At 73.2% G+C, this 26,926-nt stretch carries 25 protein-coding genes; 15 read left to right on the top strand and 10 right to left on the bottom strand.

The features are described 5' to 3' along the window. Positions 1 to 98 precede the first annotated feature (98 nt). The 7 genes from OG357_RS35560 to OG357_RS35530 all read left to right on the top strand — a co-directional run bounded on the left by OG357_RS35560 (position 99) and on the right by OG357_RS35530 (position 8,200). Complete coding sequence (locus OG357_RS35560) at positions 99 to 1,403, top strand: ROK family protein (protein WP_329625023.1); 1,305 nt, start codon at positions 99 to 101, stop codon at positions 1,401 to 1,403. An 81-nt stretch (positions 1,404 to 1,484) separates the two neighbouring features. Then, entirely contained in the window at positions 1,485 to 2,177 is a 693-nt protein-coding gene (locus tag OG357_RS35555) for a HEAT repeat domain-containing protein (protein ID WP_329625022.1), read from the top strand. Positions 2,178 to 2,195: 18 nt separating this feature from the next. Then, a complete protein-coding gene (locus OG357_RS35550; RefSeq protein WP_329625021.1) occupies positions 2,196 to 3,212 on the top strand; it encodes a HEAT repeat domain-containing protein in 1,017 nt (338 codons plus the stop codon). Positions 3,213 to 3,353: 141 nt separating this feature from the next. Continuing rightward, positions 3,354 to 4,019 (top strand): SDR family NAD(P)-dependent oxidoreductase, encoded by a 666-nt coding sequence (locus OG357_RS35545; protein WP_329625020.1) that lies wholly within the window; start codon positions 3,354 to 3,356, stop codon positions 4,017 to 4,019. A gap of 444 nt (positions 4,020 to 4,463) precedes the next feature. After that, positions 4,464 to 5,456: a helix-turn-helix domain-containing protein gene (locus OG357_RS35540; RefSeq protein ID WP_329625019.1), complete on the top strand. Its 993-nt coding sequence runs from the start codon at positions 4,464 to 4,466 to the stop codon at positions 5,454 to 5,456. A 291-nt stretch (positions 5,457 to 5,747) separates the two neighbouring features. Continuing rightward, positions 5,748 to 7,283: an FAD/NAD(P)-binding protein gene (locus tag OG357_RS35535; protein ID WP_329625018.1), complete on the top strand. Its 1,536-nt coding sequence runs from the start codon at positions 5,748 to 5,750 to the stop codon at positions 7,281 to 7,283. A 104-nt stretch (positions 7,284 to 7,387) separates the two neighbouring features. After that, positions 7,388 to 8,200, top strand: a complete 813-nt coding sequence (locus OG357_RS35530; RefSeq protein WP_329625017.1) for a class II aldolase/adducin family protein — start codon at positions 7,388 to 7,390, stop codon at positions 8,198 to 8,200. Between the two features lie 154 nt (positions 8,201 to 8,354). Here OG357_RS35530 and OG357_RS35525 read toward each other — a convergent pair whose 3' ends face one another. Then, a complete protein-coding gene (locus tag OG357_RS35525; protein WP_329625016.1) occupies positions 8,355 to 9,926 on the bottom strand; it encodes an MFS transporter in 1,572 nt (523 codons plus the stop codon). Between the two features lie 154 nt (positions 9,927 to 10,080). On the opposite strand from OG357_RS35525, the gene OG357_RS35520 reads away from it, so the two are divergent. Beyond that, positions 10,081 to 10,698 (top strand): TetR/AcrR family transcriptional regulator, encoded by a 618-nt coding sequence (locus OG357_RS35520; RefSeq protein ID WP_329625015.1) that lies wholly within the window; start codon positions 10,081 to 10,083, stop codon positions 10,696 to 10,698. Between the two features lie 56 nt (positions 10,699 to 10,754). On the opposite strand, the gene OG357_RS35515 is transcribed toward OG357_RS35520, so the two are convergent. The 7 genes from OG357_RS35515 to OG357_RS35485 all read right to left on the bottom strand — a co-directional run bounded on the left by OG357_RS35515 (position 10,755) and on the right by OG357_RS35485 (position 18,636). After that, entirely contained in the window at positions 10,755 to 11,978 is a 1,224-nt protein-coding gene (locus tag OG357_RS35515; RefSeq protein ID WP_329625014.1) for a styrene monooxygenase/indole monooxygenase family protein, read from the bottom strand. A gap of 57 nt (positions 11,979 to 12,035) precedes the next feature. After that, positions 12,036 to 13,019, bottom strand: coding sequence for an LLM class flavin-dependent oxidoreductase (locus tag OG357_RS35510; RefSeq protein WP_329625013.1), 984 nt, complete (start codon positions 13,017 to 13,019; stop codon positions 12,036 to 12,038). Between the two features lie 69 nt (positions 13,020 to 13,088). Then, positions 13,089 to 13,580, bottom strand: coding sequence for a flavin reductase family protein (locus tag OG357_RS35505; protein ID WP_317593300.1), 492 nt, complete (start codon positions 13,578 to 13,580; stop codon positions 13,089 to 13,091). Positions 13,581 to 13,611: 31 nt separating this feature from the next. Continuing rightward, positions 13,612 to 15,330: an AMP-binding protein gene (locus OG357_RS35500; protein WP_329625012.1), complete on the bottom strand. Its 1,719-nt coding sequence runs from the start codon at positions 15,328 to 15,330 to the stop codon at positions 13,612 to 13,614. Further along, the gene (locus OG357_RS35495; protein WP_329625011.1) at positions 15,327 to 16,538 is read right to left on the bottom strand and encodes an acyl-CoA dehydrogenase family protein; all 1,212 of its coding nucleotides are present in this window, start codon (positions 16,536 to 16,538) and stop codon (positions 15,327 to 15,329) included. Before OG357_RS35495 ends, OG357_RS35500 begins: the two co-directional genes overlap by 4 nt. 44 nt (positions 16,539 to 16,582) lie before the next feature. Further along, a complete protein-coding gene (locus OG357_RS35490; protein ID WP_329625010.1) occupies positions 16,583 to 18,076 on the bottom strand; it encodes an FAD-binding oxidoreductase in 1,494 nt (497 codons plus the stop codon). A 53-nt stretch (positions 18,077 to 18,129) separates the two neighbouring features. Then, complete coding sequence (locus OG357_RS35485; protein ID WP_329625009.1) at positions 18,130 to 18,636, bottom strand: flavin reductase family protein; 507 nt, start codon at positions 18,634 to 18,636, stop codon at positions 18,130 to 18,132. 214 nt (positions 18,637 to 18,850) lie between these two features. Between OG357_RS35485 and OG357_RS35480 the strand changes: the two genes are divergently transcribed. Together OG357_RS35480 and OG357_RS35475 are read left to right on the top strand one after the other, a co-directional pair. Next, positions 18,851 to 19,948, top strand: a complete 1,098-nt coding sequence (locus OG357_RS35480; RefSeq protein ID WP_329625008.1) for a prephenate dehydrogenase — start codon at positions 18,851 to 18,853, stop codon at positions 19,946 to 19,948. Between the two features lie 131 nt (positions 19,949 to 20,079). Further along, positions 20,080 to 21,138, top strand: coding sequence for a phosphotransferase (locus OG357_RS35475; protein ID WP_329625007.1), 1,059 nt, complete (start codon positions 20,080 to 20,082; stop codon positions 21,136 to 21,138). Between the two features lie 56 nt (positions 21,139 to 21,194). Here the strand turns inward: OG357_RS35475 and OG357_RS35470 are convergent, their stop codons facing one another. Together OG357_RS35470 and OG357_RS35465 are read right to left on the bottom strand one after the other, a co-directional pair. Continuing rightward, positions 21,195 to 21,602: a DUF6193 family natural product biosynthesis protein gene (locus OG357_RS35470; protein WP_329625006.1), complete on the bottom strand. Its 408-nt coding sequence runs from the start codon at positions 21,600 to 21,602 to the stop codon at positions 21,195 to 21,197. A 93-nt stretch (positions 21,603 to 21,695) separates the two neighbouring features. Continuing rightward, entirely contained in the window at positions 21,696 to 22,781 is a 1,086-nt protein-coding gene (locus OG357_RS35465) for an LLM class flavin-dependent oxidoreductase (RefSeq protein WP_329625005.1), read from the bottom strand. A 130-nt stretch (positions 22,782 to 22,911) separates the two neighbouring features. On the opposite strand from OG357_RS35465, the gene OG357_RS35460 reads away from it, so the two are divergent. The 5 genes from OG357_RS35460 (at position 22,912) to OG357_RS35440 (ending at position 26,897) form a co-directional block, all read left to right on the top strand. Continuing rightward, positions 22,912 to 23,799: a DUF2268 domain-containing protein gene (locus tag OG357_RS35460; protein WP_329625004.1), complete on the top strand. Its 888-nt coding sequence runs from the start codon at positions 22,912 to 22,914 to the stop codon at positions 23,797 to 23,799. A 51-nt stretch (positions 23,800 to 23,850) separates the two neighbouring features. Further along, the gene (locus OG357_RS35455; RefSeq protein ID WP_329625003.1) at positions 23,851 to 24,750 is read left to right on the top strand and encodes a MerR family transcriptional regulator; all 900 of its coding nucleotides are present in this window, start codon (positions 23,851 to 23,853) and stop codon (positions 24,748 to 24,750) included. Between the two features lie 250 nt (positions 24,751 to 25,000). Beyond that, positions 25,001 to 25,600, top strand: coding sequence for an RNA polymerase sigma factor (locus OG357_RS35450; RefSeq protein ID WP_329625002.1), 600 nt, complete (start codon positions 25,001 to 25,003; stop codon positions 25,598 to 25,600). 23 nt (positions 25,601 to 25,623) lie between these two features. Continuing rightward, positions 25,624 to 25,950 carry a hypothetical protein gene (locus OG357_RS35445; RefSeq protein WP_329625797.1) on the top strand — a complete coding sequence of 109 codons (327 nt, stop codon included), beginning with the start codon at positions 25,624 to 25,626 and terminating at the stop codon, positions 25,948 to 25,950. A 170-nt stretch (positions 25,951 to 26,120) separates the two neighbouring features. Continuing rightward, complete coding sequence (locus OG357_RS35440; RefSeq protein ID WP_329625001.1) at positions 26,121 to 26,897, top strand: thioesterase II family protein; 777 nt, start codon at positions 26,121 to 26,123, stop codon at positions 26,895 to 26,897. Positions 26,898 to 26,926 lie beyond the last annotated feature (29 nt).

Genomic DNA, 26,926 nt, shown 5'->3' with positions numbered 1-26,926 from the left:
GCTTAATTTAGGATGTGAGTTAAACCCCACGGGAAGGTCGCGTCAAGGCCTGTACTGCGGGTATGTTGCAACGAACGACTTCAGAGACGGGGACCCAAGTGCACGCGAGAAGTGGCCGCACGGTGCGTGACCTGCGGCGTGAGAACCGCACCGCCGTTCTGCGCAGGCTGTACTTCGACGGGCCGAAGAGCCGCCTCATGCTCGGCCCCGCGACCGGCCTGAGCTCCGGCTCCGTCAGCAACGTCGTCGCCGAGCTCCTCGCGGAGGGCCTGGTCGAGGAGGCCGGCAGCGTCGACTCGGCCGGCGGACGCCCCCGTACCCTCCTGCGCATCACCCCGGACAGCGGATTCATGATCGGCGTCGACATCGGCGAGACCCGGATCAGGATCGAGCTCTTCGACCTCACCCTCACCGAACTCGCCCGCACGGAGCGGGCCCTGGCCAGCTCCGGGCCCCGCACCGAGCGCTACGACGTCGACCTCGTCGTCGGCCACCTGCGCGACGGCATCACCGAGGTGCTGCGGGCGGCGGACGTCCCCGTCGAGCGCCTCCTCGGCGTCGGCGTCGGGGTCCCCGGCATCGTCGACCGCTGCAACGACGACGTCGGCGCCGTCGTCCACGGCCAGACCATCGGCTGGGACACCGTCCCCCTGGAACGCCTCCTGCGCCGGGCCGTCGACCTGCCCGAGACCGTCCCGTACTGGATCGACAACGGCGCCAAGACCCTCGGCCAGGCCGAGATGTGGTTCGGCGCCGGACGCGGCGCCCGCAGCGCCGTCGTCGTCCTCTTCGGCTCCGGCGTCGGCGCCTGCTCCGTCGCCGACCCGATGGAACCCGGCCGCGCGCTCGAATGGGGACACCTGACCGTACGGGTCCGGGGGCGGCGCTGCCGCTGCGGCTCGCACGGCTGCCTGGAGGCGTACGCCGGCGCCGAGGCACTCCTGGCACGGTGGCGCGAAGCCGGCGGGCTGCCCCCGGCCGGAGCGGACGAGGAGACCGCGCTCACCGCGATGCTCGCCGCCGCCTACCCCGCCGACCCGGGAACGGAACCCGACACCACGGCACTCGCCGTCCTGGAGGAGACCGCCGAGTACCTCGGCGCGGGCTTCGCCGACCTCATCAACCTCTTCCAGCCCGAGCGGATCCTCGTCGGCGGCTGGGCGGGCCTCCAGCTCGGCACCCGCTTCCTCCACACCGTGCACCGGTACGCCGGCGAGTACGCGCTCCGCTACCCGGCGAGCCGTACGAGCATCGGCCTGGGCACCCTCGGCCCCCAGGCCGTCACCGTCGGCGCGGCGCTCCTGCCGCTGGCCGACTTCTTCGCCCGGGGCGGCCGCAGCCCCGAGCCCCGGCCCAGCATCCCCGCCCCCGCCTGGCAGGCCGCCCTCCAGGACCGCGTCTGACCCGGCACGAGCTCGCCGCGCGGCCCCGCTTGACCTTGACACCGTGACAAGGCCTTCAGTGGGGCCGAGGAGGTGGTCCCGATGACCGAGCGGAAAGACACCGCGCAGACGAACACGAACACGAACGCGATCACGACACGAGCCGTCCGAGGGCTGGAGCACAGCAGCTCGTCGGTACGGCTGCGGGCGGCGCTGGCGGTGGGTACGAGCCCGGATCCGCGGTGCGTCGACACCCTCGTCGGACACTGCGCGACCGAGCCCGACTTCTCCGTCCGCGAGATGCTCACCTGGGCGCTCACCCGTCACCCGGCGGCGGTGACGGTCCCCGCACTCGTCGGCGAACTCCGCTCGGAGCACGGTCAGGCACGGAGCCAGGCGCTGCACACCCTGTCGAAGATCGGGGACCGGGGGGCGTGGCCGGCGATCACGCGGGCGCTGCTGACCGACGCCGACGACGAGGTGGCGAAGTGCGCCTGGCGGGCGGCGGTCGCGCTCGTGCCCGAGGGCCGGGAGGCCGAGCTGGCCGGAGCGCTGGCGACGCAGTTCGGGCGCGGCGGACGCGAGACGCGGTTGAGCCTCAGCCGGGCGCTGATCGCGCTCGGCGACGCGGCCCTGCCGGCCCTGCGCGACACGATGGAGGACCCGGACCCCCACCGGCGCCGGCACGCGATCGCCACGGAGCGGCTGGCGCGCGACCCGGATGCCGGATTCGATTTCGCGATCGAGGAGGCGAAGCGCATCGTTGCCCTCGGCACGACCGGCCAGGAGGAGTGACAAGGGGAGTGACAGGCCATGCTGATCGGTGAGGTGGCACGGCGGTCCGGGGTCAGCGCTCGCATGCTCAGGCATTACGACTCGCTCGGCCTCGTGCGGCCGACGGGGCGTACCGACGGCGGCTATCGCGAGTACTCGGGCGAGGACATCCGGCGGATCTTCCACATCGAGAGCCTGCGGTCGCTGGGGCTTTCGCTGCGTGAGGTGGGGCGTGCGCTCGACGATCCCGGCTTCGCGCCCTCGGAGCTCGTCGACGACCTCATCCGTCAGACGCGGGAGCGAATCGCGGCGGAGACGGAGCTGCTCACGCGGCTCCGCCGGATCGGCGCCGCCGAACCCGCCGGCTGGGAGGACGTCCTCCGGAGCGTCACCCTCCTCCAGGCGCTCGGGTCGAAGAGCGCCGGGACGCGGCAGCGCGCGGCCCTGTCCTCGGTCGAGGGGGCGCCTGTCCCCGTGGAGGCGTTGGTCGAGGCGGCCCTGAGCGAGACGGACCCGAACGTCGCGGGCGCCCTGCGATGGGCGCTGGCGCAGGGGGTGGAGGGCGGATCCGCGCTCCTGGCGGAGGGCCTCGGCTCACCGGTGGCCGCGGTGCGGGAGCGTGCCGTCCGGTCCCTCGCCGAGATCCCGGACGACGAGGCGACCGCCCTGCTGCGGGACGCGCTCGCGCACCCCGATGTCGTGGTCCGCAGGTACGCGGCGCTGGCGCTCGGGGCGCGTGGTCTGGCCGACGCGGTCCCGACGCTCATCGACATGATCGTCGACGCGGCGAACGACGTCGACGCGGCCGACGCGCTGAGCGCGCTGGCGAGCCGCCCCGAGTCGGCGGACGAGATCGCCGCCGGGCTCGTGGATCGGCTGGTCGGCCACCTCGCCCACGGCACCGACCGGGCGTCCGCGCGCCGGCGGCTGGCGCAGGCCCTCGCGGACATCCCCGGTGAGACGGCGTCACGCGCCCTCGCGGAGCTGTCGCACGACGAGGACCGGTCCGTCGCGCTGACCGCGGCGTACGTCGTGGAGCTGCGAAAGGAGCGGTAGCGAACACCTCCACGGGCCGCCGTCACGCTCCGTGTCCGCCGTTCGCTCGCGCGAGTGGATCCTGCCCGTGGAGGGCGGCGACCGGGTCGAAGATCGTCGTACGCTCCGCCCGTAACCGTTCGCTGGAACAAGGGAGTTGTGGTGTCCACAGCAGTAGTGGTCGGTGCCGGGCCGGGGATCGGGAAGGCCGTGGCCGCACGGTTCGCCCGGGAGGGGTATGCCGTCGCCGTGATCGCGCGGACGAAGGAGACCGTGGCGCGGATCGCCGGGGAGATCGGGCGGGACGGCGGCAGGGTACTGGCCCTGACCGCCGACAGCACGGACGAGGAAGGGCTGCGGGCCGCCCTCGACACGGTCGGGGAGGAACTCGGGCCGGTCGAGGTGGCCGTCTACAACGCCGCTCTCATCCGGCGCGACGGCCCGGGGGAGCTCGACGCGCGGGGGCAGCTGGACGCCTGGGCCGTGAACGTGGTGGGCGCGCTCACCACGGCGAGCCACGTGGCCCCCGGCATGGCCGAGCGGGGGCGCGGAACAATCCTGGTCACGGGCGGAATGCCCCGGATCAACCCGGGCTGGGTAAGCCTGGGCCTCGGAAAATTCGGCGTCCGGACCCTGGTCGACCTGCTCGACGCGCAGTACGGTCCGGCCGGGGTCCACGTGGCCTCGGTGACCGTCCCCGGGGCCGTGGCGCCCGGGACGGCGTACGACCCGGACGACATCGCCGAGCACTACTGGCGCCTGCACGGCCAGCCCCGGGACGGCTGGGAGCGCGAGGTCGTGCACGGCGGCGTACCGGTGGCGCGATAGGGCCTGTCCGGACGGCCGTACGCGCCGCCCGGCCCCCGCCGTCAAGACGGCCTTTCCGGCCTCCGCGCCTCGGGACCGCCCGGGAACACGCTCTGAACGCGTCCCGTGCATGCCCGGACATGCCCGCACAGGAAAGCAAGAGCCCCTTCGGTCACGCACCGACGGGGCTTCAGCCGTGTCCGGAGCGACCCGGCATTCGTGAATGTTCCATGAACTACGCAGTGCGACAGAGGTCGCACCCCCATCTCGTGGATATACACGATGCAGGAATCCTTGTTCGATCGGCACTGGCGCAAATCCAACTGCCGGGCGTCCGAGCTCATGGAGCAGGATGAGGATCATCTGTGCACGGAACCGGCAACGGTCCTCAGGAAAGGAGAACTTCATGCCCCGCGAGCCTCAGGGCAACTGCATATCTCTTTCGGCGGCACCGGGACGATTCACATGAGCGCTGTCCTGCTCGACCCGCCCGGTCCTGTGCGCACCCTGCGCACCGGGGAATCCGATCTGCACCGGGGATTCCACGCCTGGGGCGATCTCGTCACGGACACCTGCGGCCCTCTGCGCGTCTACCGCACCGAGCCCGGCCATTTCGAAGGGGCCATCGCCACGGGCACGTTCGGCACCGTGCAGCTCGCCGAGGTCCAGGCCGGCCCGCACGCCGTCGAGCGCACCGCGCTGCTCGCCACCAGGGCGGCGGCGGCTCCGCTCTACCTCGCCTGCGTCCTGGACGGGGAGGTCCGGGTCCGGCAGGGGGACATCACGGCCGTCGCCCGGGCGGGCAACCTCTTCTGCTACGACAGCTCCCTCCCCTTCACCCTCTGGATGCGACAGCCCATCCACATGGTCACCGTGAAGTTCGACCACCACCTGGTCGACCTCAGGGCCGGGGTCGAGCACCCGCTGCGGGCGGCCACCTGGTCCGGCTCCGAAGGGGCCAGCGTGCTCCTCGCCGACCTGCTCCGCAGCGCCGCGCGGAACATGTCCCGGCTCGACGCGGCGATCGCGGACCACCTGGGCAGCAGCGTCGCCAGCCTGGTCGGCGCCGTCTGCTCGGAGAAGCTCGGCGAGGCGGTGAGCGACCCCGTCCTGGCCCGCCGCGCCCTGCTGCACCGGATCAAGACCTTCGCCCGCGCCCGCCTCGGCTGCGCCGAGCTGAGCCCCCGGCTGCTCGCCAGGACGCACAAGATCTCGCTGCGCTACCTCCAGCTGCTGTTCCAGGACGAGGACAGCAGTCCCGCCCTGTGGATCCGCAACGAGCGGCTCCGCCGCTGCCGGGACGACCTCTCCGACCCGCGCACGGCCCATCTGACGGTGGCCAACATCGCGGAACGCTGGGGCCTGGACAGCGCCTCGCACTTCAGCAAGCTGTTCCGCGAGCGCTACGGGATGGCGCCCCGCGAGTGGCGCCGCCAGTCGGCGCGCGGGCTCCCCTAGCCCGACCGCCCCTCCGCACCCTCTCCCCCACCCTTCCCTTTCTCCTCCTCGCTTCCCGTTCCGGTGCGCATGCCGAACCGGCGTGCGCAAACCCGTTATGCCGCATGCGTGTTCGCGCCAGCGGCGACGACGGGAAGCCAGGAGACTGGAGCCCGATTTCACAGGTTTGCGGTTCGGTTCTCCCGATGTTCCGGTCCATGCCTTCCGCATTTCTTTTCGCGCCTGTTCCGATCGGATTTCCCTCTGTAAAAGAACGGACATCATCCGCGCCATCGAACGGGGTTCGCTCGAATGTTGTTTCCTGCGAGAATCGGCATCATCGGAGGCGGCGCCTCCGCCGTTTGCCTCCTCGATACTCTGAGCCAGCGCGACGAAATTCCCGAGTCGGTCACGGTGTTCGACCCCTCCCCGCACCTGTGGCGGGGCCGTGCCTACCAACCCGACGCGGCGACCCTGCGGGTGAACGCCCCACCCGAGGACATGACCGTGCGGGCCGGCGACCCGGAACACTTCACCCGGTGGCTGGAAGCGCGGGCCGTGGTCCTGGGCACGCGCACCGACCACGTCGACGCCCGGTCGGGCATCACCTTCCCTCCCCGGGCCCTGTACGGCGACTACTTGGAGCAGTGCGCCCGCAGCGCGCTGAACCGGCTCGCGGCCCGCGGCTGCGTCATCCGGCTGGTCCGGGCGGCCGTGGTCGACCTGGCGCGCGAGGACGGCGCCCTCGTCGCGTACACCGCCGACCGCACCCCGTACGCCCTCGACCACGCCGTGCTCTGCGTGGGCACCGGGGAGCCGGCCGACCCGCACGGGCTGACCGGCACCCCGGGGTTCGTCGCGGATCCCTACCCGGTCGTGCGGCGGCTCGCCGGCATCGGCGAACGGGACCGGGTCGTCGTGGTCGGCAGCGGGCTGACCGCCGTGGACGTGGTGCTGCACCTGACCGCGGCCGGGCACACCGGCGAGATCCTCATGGCCTCCCGGCGCGGGGTGCTGCCGAGCGTCCGCCAGCGCCCGGTGGATCGCGAACCCCGGTACTTCACCGCCGCGCACTTCCGCGCCGTCGCCGCGCGGGGCGAGCGGCTCTCCGTCGACGACGTGGTCGCCCTGATGGGAGCCGAGCTCGCGGACGCCGGGTCGGGGCTCGACTCCGTCGCGGCGGAGATCGCCACATGCGGCACCGAGGACCCCGTCGGCCGGCTGCGGCGCCAGTACGAGCTCGTGGACGGCGCCGACCCGGGCCTGCGGCTCCTCCAGCGCGCGGTCCCGGACACGGGCCCCGACGTCTGGCCGCTGCTGCCCGAGCACGAGCGGACCCGGCTGCTGCGGGACCACTACCGGACCGTGATGAGCCTGTGCTGCCCCATGCCGCCGGCCAGCGCGGCGACGCTGCTCGACCGGGCCGACCGGGGCCGGCTGCGGATCGTCCGCGGCGTCGAGCGGATCACCGCCCGGCCCACCGGCGGCTTCCGCCTGGTCGGCGACGCCGGCGTGCAGGACGCCGACGTCGTCGTCAACGCCGTGAGTCCCGCCGCCCACCGCGTCCCGCACGGGGCGTCGGCGCTCGTCGACGCGCTCTCCCGCAGGGGCCTCGCCGTCCGGCATCCGCGCGGCGGCGTCCACGTCGCCCGGTCGACCAGCGGGCTGCTCGCCGCCGGCGAGACCGACCGGCGGATCCACGTCCTCGGCGACCTCGCCTCCGGGTCGCTCTTCTTCACCTTCGGCGTGCCCTCCCTGGTGGACCGGGCCGTCGACATCGCCGACGCCGTCCACGCGGAGGCCGCCCGCACCCCCGTCGGGTCCGCGGACCCGGTCCGCGCCCTGTGACCCTGCCCGGCCCGCACGCCCCGGACCCACTCGCACAGCCACACGCCTCATCCCTCTCCCCCGGCCGGACACCGGCTGCCCCCACACGACCGAGGAGCCCTCGCATGACCGAGATCGCGACGCAGGAACGGGCCGACTACCTGGCCGACACCCACACCGGTCTGCCCCTGCCGACGGAACCCGTCTTCGACTCCGTGCAGGACGACCGCAGGCACCGCAAGCAGCGCCTGACCGCCGCCCTGCGACTGTTCGGCAAGTACGGGTACGGGGAGGGGGTGTCGGGGCACATATCGGTGCGGGATCCCGAGGGCGACGACCTGTTCTGGGTCAATCCGTTCGGCGTCCCCTTCAGCCGGGTGAAGGTCCGCGACCTGATCCTGGTGAACTCCGAGGGCCGCGTGGTCGAGGGCCGGCACCGGCTCAACCCGAGCGCCTTCGTGATCCACTCCGCCATCCACCGCGCCCAGCCGGGCGCCGTCGCCGCCGCGCACGGGCACACCCCGCACTCGCGGGCGCTCGGCGCGCTCGGCAGGCTGCTCGAACCGCTCGACCAGGAGTCCGCCGCCTTCTACGGCGACCAGGTCCTCTACGGCGACTACGAGGGGCCGTCCATCAGCCTCGCGCAGGGCGAGGACATCGCCGCCCGGCTCGGCGACAAGCGGGCGATCCTGCTGCGCCACCACGGTCTGATCACCGTCGGCGGCTCGGTCGACGAGGCCGTGCACTGGTTCTTCACGTACGAGGCCGCCGCCCAGGTGCAGTTGCTCGCGGCAGCCGCCGGACAGGTGAAGCCGATGAGCCACGAGCAGGCCCTGGCGGCCCGCGACGGCTTCGGGGACCGCCATCTCGGCTGGTTCAGCTTCCAGTTGCTCTGGGACGAGATCGTGCACGAGCAGCCGGACCTCCTGGACGAGTGACCGGAGGCGGGCCGGCCGGGCCGTGACCCCGGCCGGCCCGGCCCACGAACGACACGAGAGGCCGCTCCCCCGACCGGGGAGCGGCCTCTCGCGAGCAGGCACCTGACCGCCGGAGCGCGCTCCGGACCGGATCACGGATCCGGACCGGACCAGGTCAGCGCGCCGACCGGCCGGCGGACTCGGCCGTACGCCCGTCCGCCTTCTCCATACCGCTCCCCTCGGGGGAGGCGCTCTCCAGGGAGCCGCCGTCCGTGACGCGCGCGGCCGGGGCGGCCCGGCCGGCCCGTCGCCTGGCGGCGGCCGCGGCGATCGGCACCGAGAAGGCCGAGACGGCGGCGATCAGGACGATCACCCAGGTGCCCTGGTGGTATCCGGTGAGCGCCTCGGCGTGCGAGGGGCTCTCCTCGCCGCCCATGAGCACGGTCACGACGGCGAGGACGACCGCGGCGCCCACCTGGTAGCCGGTCTGCAGGATGCCCGCGGCGAGGCCCTGTTCGGACTCGTCGACGCCCTTCGTGGCCGCGACGTTGGCCGCGGTGAACGCGAACGGGAAGCCGACGCCGATCAGCACCATGCTGGGCAGGATGACCAGCCAGTACGAGGAGCCCTCGCCCACCCGCAGGAAGAGCAGGAAGGCGACGGTGTAGGCGAACATGCCGCCGAAGACCGGCCAGCGCAGTCCGGTGCGGCCCAGCCACTTCCCCGCGCGGGGCGCGAAGGTGAGGATCATGAGGCCGATCGGCAGGAACGCGAAGGCCATCTCCAGCGGGGACCAGCCCCGGTAGGACTGGAGGTAGAGGCTGCCGATGAACTGGTAGCTCATGTAGGTGCCGAGGATCGCCGCGGCGATGAGGCTGGCGCCCACCAGGGACTTGTTGCGCAGCAGGCCGAGCCGGAGCAGCGGCTGCGGGCTGCGGGACTCGATCGCCACGAAGGCGGCGAGCAGCAGGGCAGCGGCGGCGAGGACGCCGAGCGTGACGCCGGAGAACCAGCCCGTGGACGGGGCCTGCACGATCCCGTACACGAGGAGCAGCATGGCGGCGGTGACCGTGACCGCACCGGCGGCGTCGAAGTGCCGCTTGGTGCCGTCGTGCGCCGGGTCCTTGGGGACCAGGATCAGGGCGCCGACGAGGGCCGCGAGGGCCACCGGCACGCCGAGGACGAAGGTCCAGCGCCAGCTGGCCTGGGTGAGGGCGCCGCCGACCACCACGCCGATCGAGTACCCGATGGCGCCGCAGGCCGTGTAGATGCCGAGGGCCCTGTTCCGCTGCGGTCCCTCGGGGAAGTTGCCGACGACGATCGAGAGGGCGGAGGGAGCGGTCAGTGCGGCGCCGATGCCCATCACGAGCCGGCCGACGATGACCAGGAGGCCGCTGTTCGCCAGTCCTCCGAGGAGTGAGCCGGCCGCGAGGACGGTGAGGCCCACCAGGAACACCCGGCGCCGGCCGAGCAGGTCGGACATCCGGCCGCCGAGGAGCAGGAAGCCGCCGAAGCCGAGGACGTACGCGCTCACCACCCACTGGGCGGCGGACGTGCTCATGCCGAACTCGTCCTTGATCTGGGGGGTGGCGATGCCCACCATGATGTTGTCGAGCGCGTCGAGGGAGAACGCTCCGCACACCACCACGAGCATCAGCCATTCCCGCAGGCCCCACCGCACACGGGCCTCGGGACCGCTCGGGCCGGGTAATGCGCCGTCCGTCGTGGCGTCGTCCGCGATAGTCATGAACTGGATCTCCTTATCGGACCGACCGTAGAGTCGAGGGCAGGACGGAGTGACCGCCGTTTTCCCCGTACGGGGGGCAGCGGACAACACCACTTCTGTACTAACCTCTACAGAAGAGGCTAACGACCGGCTGATCGGCCGTCAAGGAGGACATGTGGCCCGCACCGGACGCCCCCGCAGCTTCGACCGGGACGCCGCACTGCACACGGCGATGCTCGTCTTCTGGGAACGCGGGTACGCCACCACGTCGACGACCGACCTCAGCGCCGCGATGGGTATCAACCCACCCAGCCTGTACGCGGCCTTCACGAACAAGGAGCAGCTGTTCCGGGAGGCCATCGAGCTCTACGAGCGCACCGAGTCGGAGGCCTCGCGCCGGGCTATGGACGAGGCCCCGACGGTGCGTGAGGCCGTCGCCGTGCTCCTGCACGAGAGCGTCGACCGGTTCACGGCCGCCGACAAGCCGCGCGGCTGCATGATCGTGCACGCGGCCAGCAGCTGCACCACCGACCACGAGTCCGTCCGGGACTTCGCGCTGCGCTGCCGGGCCCGGACGAAGTCCACCCTCAAGGCCCGGCTGGACGCCGCCGTGGCGAGCGGGGAGCTCGCCGGGGACACGGAGACGGACCGGATCGCCGCCTTCTACACCACGTTCCTCAACGGCCTCTCGTTGCAGGCGCGCGACGGAGCCGAGCGCGCCCAGCTCCACGAGCTTGTGGACATGGCGATGTCCGTCTGGAGCCCCCGGACCGGTCCGCTGATCGCCGCGTGACGCGGAAGCGCGCACGGCCCGGCCGTGCGCGCTTCCCTACCGTCGGCGCCCCTCCGTCACCCGGCCTCCGTGATCTTGTCCAGCCAGGCCCGCGTGGCGTCCGGTGACTTGACGGCCTCCCACATGTCGGCCGGGTGGTTGAAGTTGGCGACGAACGCGTCGGCGACGCGCTGATCGGCCGTGGCGGTCACGAAGATCCCGCCCACGTGTTCGACGGGCGGCGCGACGTTGAGGTTCGACCAGGCGACGACCGGTTCGGCGATCCGCCACAGCCGCTCGGCCACCCGCTCGGCGAACGCCTCGTCGAACGGACCGCCGGCGACGATGAGTTCGGCGATCTCGAAGGCGCTGCGCGACCCGAGGTTGGCGCCCTGCCCGGCCAGCGGGTCGTTGACGATCCAGGCGTCCCCGAGGGCCAGGGCGATCCGGCCGGAGTCGAGCGCGGCCCAGCTGCGGCGCACCACCGGGGTGAGGCCGCCCTGGATCACGTCGCCGGGGCGGCGGATCCCGAACTCCCGGTCGGAGATGCGTTCGCGCAGGTCCGGCGCGTACTCGGCGACGAGCGACAGCAGCGTCTTCTCGAAGCCCGCCGGGTCCTCCAGGTGGTCGTAGGAGGCGAGTTGCTCCAGCGCGCCGCCCGGCAGGCCTTCGATGACCATGCCGTGCACGGGTCCGTCGGCGGTGAGGATCCGGGTGGAGAAGATCTCGCCCGCCTCGGAGACCTGGAAGTGGATGTGGCCCGGGTCGACCGGTGCGATGCCGTGGAAGAGGCCGGCGGTCAGGGCGCGCTGGGGGGCCGTGTACGGCGAGCGCTCCGGATCGCGCGGGAACAGACCGGTGGTGGCGGCCCGTCCGGTGGCGACCACGACCAGGTCGTGGTCGCGGGAGATCCGGTCGATCTCGGCCGCGTCCGGCCGGAGGACGACCACGCGGCCGCCGCGCTCCAGGTAGTCGGCGGTGAGCGTGGGCAGGTAGAGGCGGAGGTCGACGCCGCTCGCGGGGGCGTCGAGGCGGCCGAGGAACTCGATCCCCGGCTCCCCGCGGGCCACGAGACGGACGCCGAGGGTGTCGTCGTCCCCTCCCTCCCAGTGCGAGACGCCCAGCTCGCGCTCCCGGTCCCGGGTCTTCCCGAACCGGACGGGGAGGCTCAGCGGGCGCCCCGCCGCGAGCTCCTCGGTGCTGCGCTCGGCGTAGACCGTCGTGGTCACCCCGGCCTGCTGGAGCCGCAGGGCGAGGTGCAGGCCCGAGATGCCTGCGCCGACGATGGCGATGTCTGACATGGTGCTCCTTGCTCCTTCATGGGTCGGGCGAGCGGGCGAGGCCGTCGGCCGGCGCGCTCAGGCGAACTGCGGGAGGACGTGCTCGGCGAACAGTTCGAGGGAGCGGCGGGCCCGGTCGGCGGGCAGCCCCGGCGCCCGGCCGAAGAAGATGATCCGTTCGACGTCGCCCAGCGGCTTGATCCGGTCGCGCAGCCCCTCGGCGACGACGTCCGGCGGGCCCACCAGGAACAGTTCGCGCGGCAGGTCGTCCACGGACGGCAGCCCCGGGTTGCCGAACCACTCCTGGAACTTGTTCAGCAGGTACCAGTAGTGCTCCCTGATCTCCTGCCAGCCCTCCTCGGCGTCCTCGCACACGTAGACGCCCGGGGTGACGATGGCCGTCAGGCCGAACTCGGCCGGGTCGTGCCCGTGCTCGGCGAGGGTGCGGCGGTACAGGTCGAGGATCTCCGGCGGGGTGCCGAGGTCGGGGAGGAAGCGGAGCCCGTGGCGGCCCGCGCGCCGCGCCGCGGCCTCGCTCCCGCCGCCGATCCACACGGGCGGCGGGCTCTGCGGGACCGGGGTGACGACAACGTCGTCGAGGGCGAAGTGCTTCCCTGCGTACGAGAACGGCTCGCCGGTCCAGGCGCGGCGGAGGATCTCCACGGTCTCCTCGGTACGGGCGCCCCGCTTGGCCCGGTCGAAGCCGAGGGCCTCGAACTCCTTCTCCCGGTAGCCGGGGGCCAGTCCGAGCTCCAGCCGGCCGCCGGAGAGCAGGTCGGTGACGGCCGCGTCCTCGGCGAGCCGCAGCGGATGGGTGAGGCCGGCGAGGACCATGGCGGTGCCGAGCCGGACCCGGCTGGTGCGGGCGGCGATGGCGGCGAGCGCCGGAAAGAGGGAGGGCAGGTAGCCGTCGTCGGTCAGGTGGTGCTCGGACAGCCAGACGGACTCGAACCCGAGGGTCTCGGCGTCGGTGGCGAGCGACAGCGTCTCCTCGTAGACGTCGGTCCAGGGCCGCCGCCACCCGGCGGGGTTGCGGAAGTCGAGCCAGATGCCGAATTTCACTGTTTCTCCTCGGAGTTCGGAGTTCGGAGTGGTTGCGGTCAGGTCTGCCGGGCGGGGCGCCGTGCCCGGTCAGGCTTCGGAGAGCGCGCGCAGGCCGCCGTTGACGAACACCAGCGGGGGCCGCCGGTGCCGGCCGCCGGTGGCCAGCACCTCGCCGATCAGGACCGTGTGGTCGCCGGTGTCGTGGCGGTCGTACAGGGTGCACTCCAGCCAGCCGGGCGCGTCGAGGACCAGCGCCCCGGTGCGCTCCCCGGGCGAGGCCGTGCAGGTGAGCAGGGCCCTGGCCCGGGTCTCCCGGTCGCCGTCCAGGGCCTCGGCCATGTCGATGCCGGCGACGTCGAGGATCGACACGGCCCAGACCTTGGTGGTGAGCAGCGTCGCGAGGACCTCGGAGTCGCGGGGGACGGCGAGGGAGACGAGCGGCGGGTCCAGGGAGACGGAGGTGAAGGAGCGGACGGCCACCGCGTCGTGGCGCCGCCGGTCCCCCTCCTCCTCGTACGTGGTGACGACGCAGATTCCGGTGGCGAAGGTGCGCATGGTCGCGGTCAGGTCCGGGGACATGTCTGGCCTCTCGGTGGGGGAAGGAACGTGGTCAGCCCGGGGTGCCGGGACGGCGGGCGGCGAGGGCCGAGCGGCGGAGCTTTCCGGTGGCGGTCCTGGGCGCTTCGTGCTCGGTTCGGGCCTCGGTGAGGGCCTCGGCGCGCACCTGGCCGGCCCCGAAGCGGTGCCGTACCCGCTCGCGTACCCGCTCCGCCGCCTCGTCCGGCGAGACCCCCGGCCGGGGCCGGAAGAACACCGTGAGCCCGGCGAAGCCCGTACCGTCCGTGACGTCCGTACCGTCCGTGGATTCGGCGGCGAGAGGGCGGGCGACCGTGAAGGACGGGAGCACGCACGGGAGTTCCTCGACGGCGTCCTCGATCTCGTGGCCGTGCCACCGGGCGCCGCCGGCCTCGATGAGGCCGTCGGCCCGGCCGGTGACGGTGAGTTCGCCGTCCGCCACGAAGGCCAGGTCGTCGGTGACGAGCCAGCCGTCGTCCGCGAGCGGGGCCCGGCGCGGCACCCCGCCCACGAGGTACGTGTCGGCGACCGGCGCGCCGGTGACCTGGAGTCGGCCGACGACCCCGGTCGGCACCACTCGTCCCGCCTCGTCCACGACCCGGACGGAGACGCCGGGCTGCGGTGTCCCCACCGGCACATGGCGTCGGGGAGGCCCTGCGGCGGGGCGGAACACGCTGTCGACGACGCCGGAGGCCGTCTCCGGCATGCCCCACCCCGGGTGCACCGCGGTGGCGGGCAGTCCGTGGGGCGCGAGCGCCTCGACGAACCGCCGGACGACGCGGTCCTTGACCGCCTCGCCGCCGTTCATCACATAGCGGAGCCGGCTCAGGTCCCAGGACCGGAACGGTTCCTCGGCGAGCCGGTCGACGAGGAGCGCGAGGACGCGGTTGGGTGCCCAGGTGGTGTCGATCCGCTCGGCCTCGGCGACGTCGAGCCAGCGCAGCGGGTCGGCGCGGACCCATCCGGCGTCCGCGTGCACCTGGTGACAGCCCAGGTAGACGTCCCGTACGTGGAACATGACGATCCCGCTGACATGGTCGAGCGGCATCCGGTTGAGGCTGCGGGTGTCCGGGCCGAGACCCCGCGCGAGGGCGGTTCCGTGGGCCCGGGCGAGTACCTGGCGGTGGGTCAGCGGCACGGCCTTGGGACGCCCGCCGCTGCCGGAGGTGAGGGTGAGCACCGCCGTGTCGTCGGGCCGCCGCTCCCCGGCCGTCTCGCGGGCGCCGGTGGTCGTGCGGTCCCCGGCGTCCACCCGCCCGAGCGGGCGCAGCCCCGGCGGGTGCGGGCCGGGCGGCTCGTCGCCGAGCAGCCACGCCTCCCCGACGGCGTCGACCGCCTCGGCGAGCCCGTCGGCGCCGGAGCCGTACGCCACGGGCAGCGGGACGAGCCCGCCGAGCACGCACGCCCAGAAGGCGGTGAGCAGGTCGGTGGTGCGGTCCGTGTGGAGGATCACCCGCGCGCCGGGCCGCGCACCCGCGGCGGCGAGTTCCGCCGCCGTCCGGGCCGCGTCCTCGTACAGCTCGGCGTACGACCTGCGGACGGCCGTGCCCGTGCCGTCGATGACGACGACGCCGTGCGGGCTGCGCGCGGCACGCCGCAGCGCCTCGCCGAGCGTGCCGACCGCGGGTGCCGGCAGCGGCCCGCCACTCAACTCGGCCCGGTCCGCTCGGTCCGCCCCCTCCCCGTCCGCCCGGCCCACCGTGGCCGTGGCGGCGGGTGGTCCGCCGGTCTCCGCGCGCGGGTGTCCGCTCATGCCACGATGCCCAGGCTGAAGGGGTTGGACGGGGTGCCGCCGAGCAGGTGCGCGCCCGCCGACTGGAGGACCTGGTCCTGGGCGATGACGTGCTGGCGCATCGTCGTCAGGTCGCGCAGCCAGCGGTCGAGCGGCGAGGGCCGGTAGACGGCCGTCGTCGCCACGAGGTCGTAGAGCCGGGCGACGATGGCGCGGGCCACCCGGAAGGCGTTGACGCGCGCGAGGACGGTGTCCACCCGGTCGTCGCGGCCGATCTCGCCGCCCTTCTCCAGGATCTCCGCCTGCCTGCGCAGGCTGCCATAGACGGCGTGCCGGGCGGCGCCGAGCTCCATCTCGGACTCGGCGATGGCCATCTGTACGCGGTAGGTGTCGGCCCAGGGCGTGGCGGCGGCGCGGTCGGTGCGGCCGGCGGCCAGCTCCCGTACGTGGTCGAGCGCGGCGCGGGCCACGCCGAGCGGCACGCCGGGCATGTTGCGCAGGATCGCCTCCGCCGTGGAGTGCGGGCCCTCGACGCGCGGGGCGCCCAGGCTGAAGGAGTGCTCCTCGGGGACGAAGAGGTCCTTCGCCTGGTAGTCGTTGCTGCCGCTGCCGGCGAGGCCGGTGGTGTGCCAGGTGTCGAGGACCTCGAACGCGTCGCGGCGGGCCAGCATGATGCGCCAGTGCCGGGGCGCGCCGTCGGGCCCGGGCTCGGGCCGCCCGTCCTGGTGGACGAAGCAGCCGGCCACGACCCAGTCGGCGTGGGTGATGCCGCTGCCGAACCCCCAGCGTCCGGTGACCCGGTAGCCGCCGGGCACCCGCTCGGCCCGGCCGAGCGGCAGGATCAGTCCGGCCGTGATGGCGTCCGGGTCGCTCAGCTCCTCCCGTGCGACGGACTCGGGCAGGAACTGGGCGTAGAGCGGGGTGTCCATGCCGATCATGGCGCACCAGGCGGCGGAGGCGTCGCCGCGGGCGAGGGTCTCCACCACCTCCGTCTGCTGGACGGAGTCGAGGCCCGGGCCGCCCTGCTCGGTGGGCACGCCCATGCGGAAGACGCCCGCGTCACGCAGCTTCTCCACGACCGTGTCGGGCAGCCTGCGGGCCCGTTCGATGTCGTCGGAGAGTCCCCGCAGCACCGGGACGAGGTCCTCGGCGCGCCTGAGGAGCTCCTCCGGGGTGGTCGGCCGGGTGGGTTCGGGACGCCGGGCGGCGACCTCCTGTGAAGTGACCATGTGCTGTAGTCCCCTGTCTCACTGGTGTCCGGTGGTCTCCGCGGTCAGCGGTAACGTCCCGGCGCTATGGCGTTGTTGGGGTCGAGTACGGCTTTGAGCCGACGGGTCAGGGCGAGGGCTCCGGGATCGACGGCGAGGGCGTCGCGCCGGTGGGCGTGGTCGACGTCCAGCCGGTACGGCGCGAAGCCGGCGTCGGCGAACGAGGTGTGGAGCAGGTCGAGGGCGCGGTGGGCCCGGTCGGGCGCGTCCCCCTCGCGGGAGAACTTCATCGCCACCACGCAGTCGATGAGGTCGGGCCCGAGGAGGTGCAGCGTCGCCGAGAGGCGGGTGCCGGTCGCGGCGGCCGCCTCCCGCAGCAGCCCGTCCGCACGGGAGACGTCGGCGCCGGTGAACGGCAGCAGCGGGAGGAAGAAGACGAACCCGGCCTCCGTGTCGACGCGGTCGGCGGGCACCCCCATCTTGGCCCGGAAGAGGACGTCGGCGATGTCGGGGTCGCCGGCGTAGCCGCGCTCCACCAGCCGGGCGACCTCGTGGTTCGGATGGGCGGGGTCGATCGCCTCGGTGGCCGTCACCTGGGTGAACAGGCCCGTACGGCGGGCCTCGGCGGTCAGGATGCCGGTCAGGGCCTCGACGGCCTCGGCCGTGCCGTCGACGGGGAGGTGCACCAGGAACTCGCCCTCGGTGCCGCCGTACGAGCGGGCGGCCGCCGGGTCGTAGATCCGCGGGACGCCGCGCGTGAGGCCCTGGGCGACCCAGCGGCGTACGGCGTCGGTCGCCGCGCTCAGCGCGGACTGCGGGAAGTCGAGCCGGACCACGCGCAGCGCCTCGGGGCGGGCCGGCAGCCGGATCACCGCGGCGGTGACCACGCCGAGGGCGGACTGGACGAAGAGCGGCAGCGGCGACGGGCCCAGACCGTGCGGGTAGACCGGCGCGGTCCGGTCCGCCGTGGGCCACCAGCCGACCCGTACGGTCTCGCCGTCCGGCAGCACGACCTCCAGGCCGGCGAGGTCGTCGGTGCGCTGGCCGCGCAGGCCGACGCCGCGGTCCAGGGCGTTGCCGAGGACGCTGGTGGCGGCGGCGGAGACCGTGACGTTGACGAGGCGCGGGGTGTGGGCGAGGAGCCGGGAGAGATGGCCCTGGGTGACGCCGGGCTCGACGACCGCCCAGCCGGCTTCCAGGTCCAGCTCGCGGACCCGGTCGAGGCCGCCGAGGTCGAGGACGACCACGTCGTCGTCGGCGGGTTCGCGGGAGCCCAGGCCCCAGTTGCGGCCGGTGCTGACGACGTGGAGGCTGCCCGATTCGGTCTCCCTGGCGAAGAGCTCGACGAGCTCGGGGACCTGTCCGGCGGTGGAGGGCCGCAGCACGGCGGCGATCCGGCGGGCGCGGAAGAGGCTCGCGTTGGGCCCGAGGAGCCGGGTCGCCTGCGCGTCGTCCTCGGGCCGTACCACCCGGTCCTCGCCGAGGATCCGGGCGGCCGCGTCCAGCGCCTTGCGCAGCGCGGGGCTCGCGGACGCGTTGCTGGGGGGCTGTTCGGTCATGGTGCTCTCCCTGGCGAGATGGCGATACGAGGACGGGGTCGGGGTCGGTCGGGTCACGGACCGGTGGCGGGGGTCAGCGCCCCGTGCAGGAACACCAGGGGCTCCTGTGGTGCGCGGACCCCGGTGGCCAGCACGGTGCCGATCACCATGAGGTGGTCGCCGACCGTGAACGAGTCGGCAAGCGCGCACTCCATCCAGCCGGGCCCCTCGAACAGCAGGGATCCGGTGTGCGGTCCCGGCACGGCGGGCAGGGCGGCCAGCGCCTCGGTCCGGCTCTCCCGGGAGCCGGCGAGGCGGCGGGCGGTGTCCGCGCCGTCCGCGGCCAGGATCGACACGCCCCACCGCCCGGAGGCGAGGAGGTCGGCGAGGAACGCCGATCCGTGGCGCAGGGAGAGCGACACGAGCGGGGGGTCGTAGGAGACGGGGACGAGCGAGTTGACCGTGATGGCGTCGTGTCGACGCCCGTCGGGGCCGGGGCTGTCCGGCGCCTCGGTCCAGGTGCTCACCACTCCGACGCCGGTGGCGAAGTGCCGCATCACCGTGCGCAGATCGAGTTCCACGGCGTTCCTCCTTCGTTCGCTGTCGGCCCTTGGCGAAAGCAAGTTATGGGCCGCCGCCGGGCGACTGTGCTGTCCCCGCGCATGCGCTCTGTCGCGTTCGCGAATGCCCGAAGTGCGCTGATGCGGCACTTGCCGTGCGCGGTCGGCCGAGTACGTGACACCCGATTGCGGTCAGACTGCGACCGTCGATGAACGGGCCATGAGGGGGGAACCAGTGATTCGCACTGCGGCAGTGGTGGGGACCGGGCTGATCGGCACGTCCATGGGACTCGCGCTGACCCGCCGCGGCGTCCATGTGCATCTGCTGGACGCGGACGAGTCGGCGGCGCGGGTGGCCGCGGCGCGGGGGGCCGGGGTCTTCGGGCCGCCTCCCGGTCCGGTCGACCTGGCCGTCGTCGCCGTACCGCCGACGCGGGTGGCGCAGGTGCTTGCGGACCAGCAGCGTCGTGGTCTCGCCCACGCGTACACGGATGTGGCGAGCGTCAAGTCCGCGACGGCGCTGGCCGTCTCGCACACGGGGGTGCACCGGCCGAGCTATGTGGGCGGCCACCCCATGGCCGGGAGCGAGCGGTCCGGCCCGCTGGCCGCACGTGCCGACCTGTTCGAGGGACGCACCTGGGTCCTGACCCCCGACCCGGAGACCGCGTCGGGCACGCTCAACCGGGTACTCGCCGCGGTCGCGCTGTGCGGTGCGGTGCCGTTGGTGATGGAGCCGGGCGTGCACGACCGGGCGGTGGCCCTCGTCTCCCACGCGCCGCACCTCGTGGCGGCGTTGATGGCGGCGCGCCTCGGCGGGGCGTCCCGGGAGGCGCTCGCCCTGGCCGGGCAGGGCGTACGGGACGTGATCCGGGTCGCCGGCGGCGCTCCGACGCTGTGGACGGACATCGTCCGGTCCAACGGTCCGGCGATCGCGGAGATCCTCGGCGACCTGCGCAAGGACCTGGAGGCACTGACGCGCGCGCTCAACGCGCTGGAGGTGTCGGGGCCGGAGTCGGAGGAGGCCCTGGCCTCGCTCGGGGACCTGCTGGAGCGGGGCAGGGAAGGCTGGGAGTCGGTGTACGAGCCGGGCGGCCGGATCCCCGTGGAGCGGGTGACGCTGACGGTCCCGCTCGGCGGCGGGCCCGGCGAGGTGGACCGGCTGATCGACGCGGCGGAGGGCTCCGGCATCGACGCGGACGGCATCCGCCTGAGCTGGTCCGACGCGGACACGGAGCTCTCGGCCCTCCTCGCCGCCCCCGCACCCACGGCCGAGGCGGTCCGCCGCCGGCTCGCCGACGACGGCTGGCGGGTCACGGTGGCAGCGGGTACGTGACGACGGGTGCGTGACGGCGGGTACGTGACGGCCCCGCGTCCGTCGCGGGACTTTCCGAACACGTCCTGGGAGGACGTCGGCAGGGCCACGACCCTCGCTCGCGCGGCGAAGCCACGGCTACGCTCGTCGGCATGCCGAACCGTGTTCCGTTCAATGAGGCGCTGCTCGCCACCGTGGGCACCCCCGAGCAGGCCGAACTCCTGGACAGCAGTCCGCGGTCACGGGTGTGGCGCGTGCGGCTGGCCGACCGGCGGCTGGTGATCGTCAAGCAGATCACCGACAGCGGGGACGCGGGCGCCGACGCGCTCACGCGCTTCGCGCGGGAGGCCGCCGGGCTGCGCCTGGCGGGGCGGGCCTCCGGGCTCGCCGTGGCCCCCGCGGTGCTCGCCACGGACCCGTCCTCTCGGGTGATGGTCCTGGAGCACCTGGACGACCTCGGCAGGACGGACGACTGGATGCCGGGGTACGCCGAGTCGCTCGCCCGGCTGCACGCCCTGACCGGACCCGCCGACGCGGGCGCACTGCCGGTCTCGTCGGGTCCCACCGCCGCCGACGCGGAGTCGTTCCTCACCCTGGCCAGGGCGCTCGACGTGCCCGTACCGTCCACGGTTCCCGAGGAACTCGCCGGTCTCCTGGAGCGGTTGGACCCCACCCCGCACCATGCGCTGCTGCACGGCGACCCCTGCCCCGGCAATGATCTGCGCACCGCCGACGGCGTCCGCTTCGTCGACTTCGAGCGGGCATCGCTCGGCAACGGCCTGACCGAACTCGCCTACTTCCGCATCGGCTTCCCTACCTGCTGGTGTGCCATGTCGGTCACCGCGGCCCCGCTCACGGAGGTCGAGGACGTCTACCGGACCACCTGGCGCGGCCTCACGGGGAAGGACGTGCCGGGTGACCTCGCCGACGCGTGCGCGGGCTGGCTGATCCAGGGCGACGCGCTCGTCGAGCGGGCCCACCGCGGGACGGCCGACCAATTCGCCCGGGTACCCGCCGAGGACTTCGAGTGGGGCTACGTATCCGCCCGTGAACGGCTCGTCCACCGCCTGGGCGTGGTCGCCGACCTGACCCGCGACCACGACCACCTCCACGCCGTCGGCCGCCTCGGCTCCGCCCTGGCCGACCGCCTGCTCGCACGCTGGCCGAAGCTGCGCCCCCTGCCCACGCACGACGCCCGCCCTTGGTATTAGGACCGCCTTCAAAGCCGCCATGGTCCCGGTTTCCGCTTCCGCCGAGACCGCGGGCCCTACCTCCTGTCGCGTGCCTTCTCGTAGGCGGCCAGTTCACCTGCGTTGCCGATGAAGGCCGGGCCGCAGCCTGGCGGCAGGCGATCGATGACCATCGCCACCGCGGCCTGCGCACTGTCCGTCTCAGCGATCCGCGGGCTGCTCCGGCTTGGTCCCTCGACGTAGTACCAGCCGTCTCTCAGCGTGCCGATGTACGGGATGTCCCAGGTGTACTCCATCTCCGTGCACCTACTGAAGTGCAGCTCCCACATACCGATCCACGGGGAGAGCTGCCGAAGCAGCGGTTCGGCATGCGCTACTCGCACCAGACTGGCAAACGGCTTCCGGAGCGGTGATTCTTCCGGCCGGGAGGGTTCGCCGTAAGTGGTGAGGACCTTGTGCCAGGCTGCGTCGACGATGTCGGTCATACCGCGATTCTTGCGGAAGCCGTCCACCGGGGCCGCCTGGCGGGACCTGCCTGTGGTGACGCCGGGCCGGCGCACCGGCCCGGCGTCGGCGCGTCAGCCCGCTGCCGTCGCGTCGGTCGGCAGGCCGTAGGCGTCGGCTATGAGCTCGTAGGAGCGCACGCGGAAGTCGGGGCCGTGCGAGTTCATGGCGAGCATCAGCTCGTCCGCGTCGGTCCGCTTCTGCAGCTCGTCCAGGCCGGCCCTGACCTCGTCGGCCGTGCCGTACAGGGCGTTGTCGAGCCAGGTGCCGAGGACGGCGCGTTCCTGCTCGGTGAAGGCGTGCCGCTCGGCCTCCTCGGGCGTCGGGACGAGACCCGGGCGGCCGCTGCGCAGCCGTACCGTGGCGAGTGCCCCGGTGAGCGCCTGGCGTCGCGCCTCCGCTGCGTCGTCCCCGGCGAAGGCGAAGACGCCGAGCACCACGTACGGGTCGGCCAGGGTCGCGGAGGGCCGGAAGCTCGACCGGTACAGCTCCAGCGCCGGGAGCGTGTTCCGCGCGGAGAAGTGGTGGGCGAACGCGAACGGCAGGCCCAGTTGGCCCGCGAGGCGGGCGGAGAAGCCGGAGGAGCCGAGCAGCCACACCTGCGGCTGCCCCACCTCGCCCTGCACGGGTCCGGGCACCGCGTGGATGCGCCGGTAGGGGTGCCCGTCGGGGAAGTCGTCGCGGAGGAAGCGGAGGAGCTCGGCCACCTCGGCCGGGAAGTCGTCGCTCTCCGCTCCGCCGGCCCGCCGCAGCGCCGCCGCGGTGGCGCCGTCAGTGCCGGGGGCGCGCCCGAGGCCGAGGTCGATGCGGCCCGGCGCGAGCGCCTCCAGGGTGCCGAACTGCTCGGCGACCACGAGCGGGGCGTGGTTGGGCAGCATCACTCCGCCGGAGCCGAGCCGCAGGGTACGGGTCTGGGCCGCCAGGTGCGCGAGGATGACGGCCGGGCTGCTGCTGGAGATCCCCGGCATCGAGTGGTGTTCGGCCACCCAGTACCGGAGTAAGCCGCGGGCTTCGGCCAGTCGGGCCAGCCGCGCCGAGGCCTGGAGCGCCTCCCGGGCCGTGGTGCCCTCGCCGACGGCCGCCAGGTCGAGTACGGACAGGGGGACGGGCGCGGTTCCCCGCGCGGTGCCACGGATGAATTCGCTGTTGGACGCAGTCATGCCCGCGACAACGGAAAGCCGGTCGACATCATTCCCGACTCACATGGTAGGGAAGGAAATTCGGCCGAACCCCGCACCCGGCGCGGCCGGACTGGACCCTCCCGTAAGGGGAGGCCCTACGGTCCGAGCCATGAAGATCATTGTTCATGACACGGCGTCCGCCATGCTGGATCTCCTTCAGGCCCCGCTGGAGGAGCGGCCCGACGCCCTGCGCGCCATGCTCAGCCCCCTGCAGGACGCCATGTCCGTGATGGGCGATCTGGACATGGTCCAGATGCATCGGATGGGCAGCGGATTCCGGATCGACGTCGAGGACCCGCGGTACCTGACCGCATTGCGGCAGATGCGGGAGGCGGACGTGTGGAACCGGATCGAGGACTGCCTGGGCGCGGCGTGGGAGCGCCTGAGCGGAGCACTGCCCGGCGTCAGGACCGCCGAGACCGTGCACGTCGTCCTGGCGCTCGGCAACCCCGACGACGACCTGCTGACGGTCCGCAGCGCCGGCTACTTCGGCATGGGCGGCATCCCGGGCGCGATCCAGCTGACGATGTGGCCCACGGAGACCAGCCTCGCGAAGATCGGCTACGCCGCCGCGCACGAACTCCACCACAACGTGCGCTACGCCAACGTGGTCTGGGACCCGGCGACGGTCACGGTCGGCGAGCAGGTCGTGGCCGAAGGGCTGGCCGAGGCGTTCGTACGCGAGCTGGCGGGCGAGCGGGCCATGGGGCCGTGGTCGACGACGCTGTCCGGCGCGGAACTGGACGACGTCTACGCGAAGGTCACGGCCGGGATCGACGTGGCCGGGATGCAGAACCTGCCCGCGTACGTGTACGGCGACGCCACCGCGCAGCGCATGGGCCAACAGCCCGTCGGGCTCCCGGACTCCGCCGGCTACGCGGCCGGCCTGCGGATCGTGGACGCCCATCTCGCGGCCTCGGGCCTGACCGCCGCCCAGAGCACCACGCTGCCGGCACGCGACATCCTCGCGAACGCGGGCGTGCCGACCGACGCCTGACCACCGCCGCGCGGAACGCCGGGCCCCGGTGACGTGAGCGAGACTGTACCGATGACGAACGACGCCCACGAGCAGGAATCGACAATCACCGGGGACGGGGCGGGTGCGCTCGGCACGGATGCCACGGGTGCGCTCGGCACGGATGGCACGGATGGCACGGGCGGCCTCGACGGCCTGACCGTCGGCCGTGTGGCCGCGCTCGTCGGGGTCAGCGTCAAGACGCTCCACCACTGGGACACGATCGGCCTCGTCCGCCCGAGCGGCCGCACCTGGGCCGGCTACCGGGTCTACTCGGGCGACGACGTGGCCCGGATGCACCGGGTCCTCGTCTACCGGGAGCTCGGCTTCCCGCTCGCCGAGATCGGCCGCATCCTCGACGACCCGGACATCGACGCCCGCGGCCACCTGCGCCGCCAGCGGTCGCAGCTCGTGGACCGCATCGCCCGCCTGCAGACGATGGTCGGCGCGGTCGATCGCATGATGGAGGCGTCGAGACCGGGGATGCGGCTGACTCCGCAGGAGCAGGTCGAGATCTTCGGTGCCGACTGGCTGCCCGCCTGGGTCGACGAGGCCGAGGAACGCTGGGGCGACAGCGCACAGTGGGAGCAGTACGCCGAGCGGGCGGCCGTGATGACGCCGGAGGACTGGCGGGAGGTCGCGGCCGCGACCGACGCCCTGAACGCCGATCTCGCCACCGCGCAGCGCGCCGGTGTGGTGCCCGGTTCCGACGAGGCGAACGCCCTCGCGGAACGGCACCGCGCGCTGCTCTCCGGGTACTTCGACTGCACGCACGCGATGCAGGTGTGCATCGGGCGGATGTACGTCAGCGAGCCCGGTTACACCGAGTCCTACGAGGCGCTCGCCCCGGGCCTGGCCGGCTGGCTGCGCGACGTGATCTTCGCGAACGCCGAGGCCCACGGCGTCGACCCGGAGTCCGCGGTCTGGGAGTGACCCCACAGATCCCGAAGATCCCGAAGATCCCGCAAGCGAACGTGAATCCTTTCCGGGCCTCCCCGCCTCCTATGTGCGTACCGGTCGAACGGGCCGGCGGAACCAGGAGGAGACACCCATGATGGTCACCGGAATCGTCGTGATCGGAGCCCTGCTCGTGGGCGCGTGCAGCTGGCATCTGATGCGCCGCTACCGGAGCCGAGGCTGACCGGCGCGCGCCACGGGGGGGCCTTCCGAGTATGAGTAACCCATGAACCGACGCTTCTCCTGGCCGGACGAACGGCTGATCAAGGCCGCTCAGGACGGCGACGTCACCTCGCTCACCACCGTCGTCGTGCAATCCCAGCCGCACGTGCGCAAGTTCGCCGCGTCCCTGTGCGCCTCGCCGCAGGACGCGGAGGACGCGGCACAGGAGGCGCTGATCATCCTCTACCGGAAGATCGGCACCTTGCGGGCCACCGGCGCGCTCGCCTCGTGGATGTTCCGGATCGTGCGCAACGAATGCCTCCGGCAGGTCCGGGTGCTCGCCTCACGGCGAGGCGAACACCCGGACGAACCGGAGGCCGCCGCGGAACGGTCCGCCGAGGAAACGGTGCTGCACAGGCTGGAGGTGGAGCGGATCGCGGCGGCGGTCGGCGCCCTGCCCCGCGATCAGCGGCAGGTCCTGATCATGCGGGACATTCAGGGCCTGCCCGGCAGGACCGTCGCCGCTTCGCTCGGTCTGAGCGGCGCCGCGATGAAGTCACGGCTGCACAGAGCACGCACGACCTTGCGTCACTCACTGGCAGCGACCGGCCAGGCACCCGGTCAAGCCGCCGACCGACCCACCGGAGGAGACCCGCGACCGTGAACGCAGTGAGCACAGAAAGCACAGTGGACACCGAGCACACCACACACGCCACGAAGTCCACCCGACCCACCCCGCCCGTAAGGGACTTCGCCAGCAAGTCCGTCCCGCGCCACCTGGCGCGCGGCGCCGTCGGCTTCGGGCTGATCATCGGCTCGGTCGCCCTGGTGCCCGTCGCCGGCCCGGCCACCCTGCTGGCGGCCCCGTTGGCCCTGATCGCCTTCCGCGGCTGCCCCACCTGCTGGCTGGTCGGTCTGGCGCAGACCGTCTCGCGCGGCCGGCTGGAGCGTCAGTGCGAGGACGGCGTCTGCACCCTCGCCAAGGCGCACCCGGCGACGAAGGCCGCGGAGTAGCCGCGGCCGACACCGGCGTCCCGGCCTCGACGAACACCAGGTGGAGGCCGGTTCGTCGGTGACGCATCACCCGTCATCGAGTTCGCACGTGCGACCGTACGGATAACCGTTTCTTTCGGCCGGAGTGATCGTTGCACCCGAAGATCCATTGGGGTGACGCAGCGTCACCGGTGAACCGAAAGTGCGTGCAATCCGTGAGTGTCATCTCCGAGAACCTGTGGCTTCCCCCCGAACGTCCAGAAACGCCCCGGCTCGATGCCCGGCTCTTCTGTCTCCCGCACGGCGGCGCGGACGGGTCGGCCTTCCGGCTCTGGCATGGTGAAGTGGGCCCGGGAATCGAGGTCGTGCCGGTTCGGCTCCCGGGCCGCGGGGTCCGTATGGCGGAGCCTGCCGAGAGGTCGATCGTCCGGCTCGGCGAGCTGCTCGCCGGGCCGATCGCCGACCGGGCCGACGGCCTTCCCTATGTGCTGTTCGGCCACAGCATGGGCGCTCTGCTCGCCTACGAACTCGGCCTCGCCCTCCAGGACGGCCCCAACCCTCCGGCGGCGGTGGTCGTTTCGGGCAGTGTGCCGCCCCACGTACCCCGCAGCACCCCCGCGATGCACCGGCTCGCGGACGAGGAGTTCATCCGCCGTCTCGGCGCACTGGGCGGCATTCCGCCGGAGCTGCTCGCCGAGGAGGAGTGGCTGGAGCTCTTCCTTCCGGTGCTGCGCGCCGACTTCGAGGCGGCCGAGACCTACCGGACCCGCGCCATGCTCTCGGCCGGTGTGCGGCTGATCGCCCTCGGCGGCTCCGACGACCCGGCGGCCCCGCCCGCCGAGGTCGAACGCTGGCAGGAGCTGGGCACCGACGTCACGGTCCGGACCTTCACCGGCGGCCACTTCTTCCCCTTCGAGTCGAGCGACCAGGTCCTCCCTCTCGTATCGGCCGCCTGCCGGGCCCGCTGATCCGCACCCCATCCGTACGGACATCGTGA

The sequence above is a fragment of the Streptomyces sp. NBC_01255 genome (assembly GCF_036226445.1).
Classification (GTDB): Bacteria; Actinomycetota; Actinomycetes; order Streptomycetales; family Streptomycetaceae; genus Streptomyces.
The sequence above is the reverse complement of the archived record's forward strand: the minus strand, read 5'-3'. Positions and strand labels throughout refer to the sequence as shown.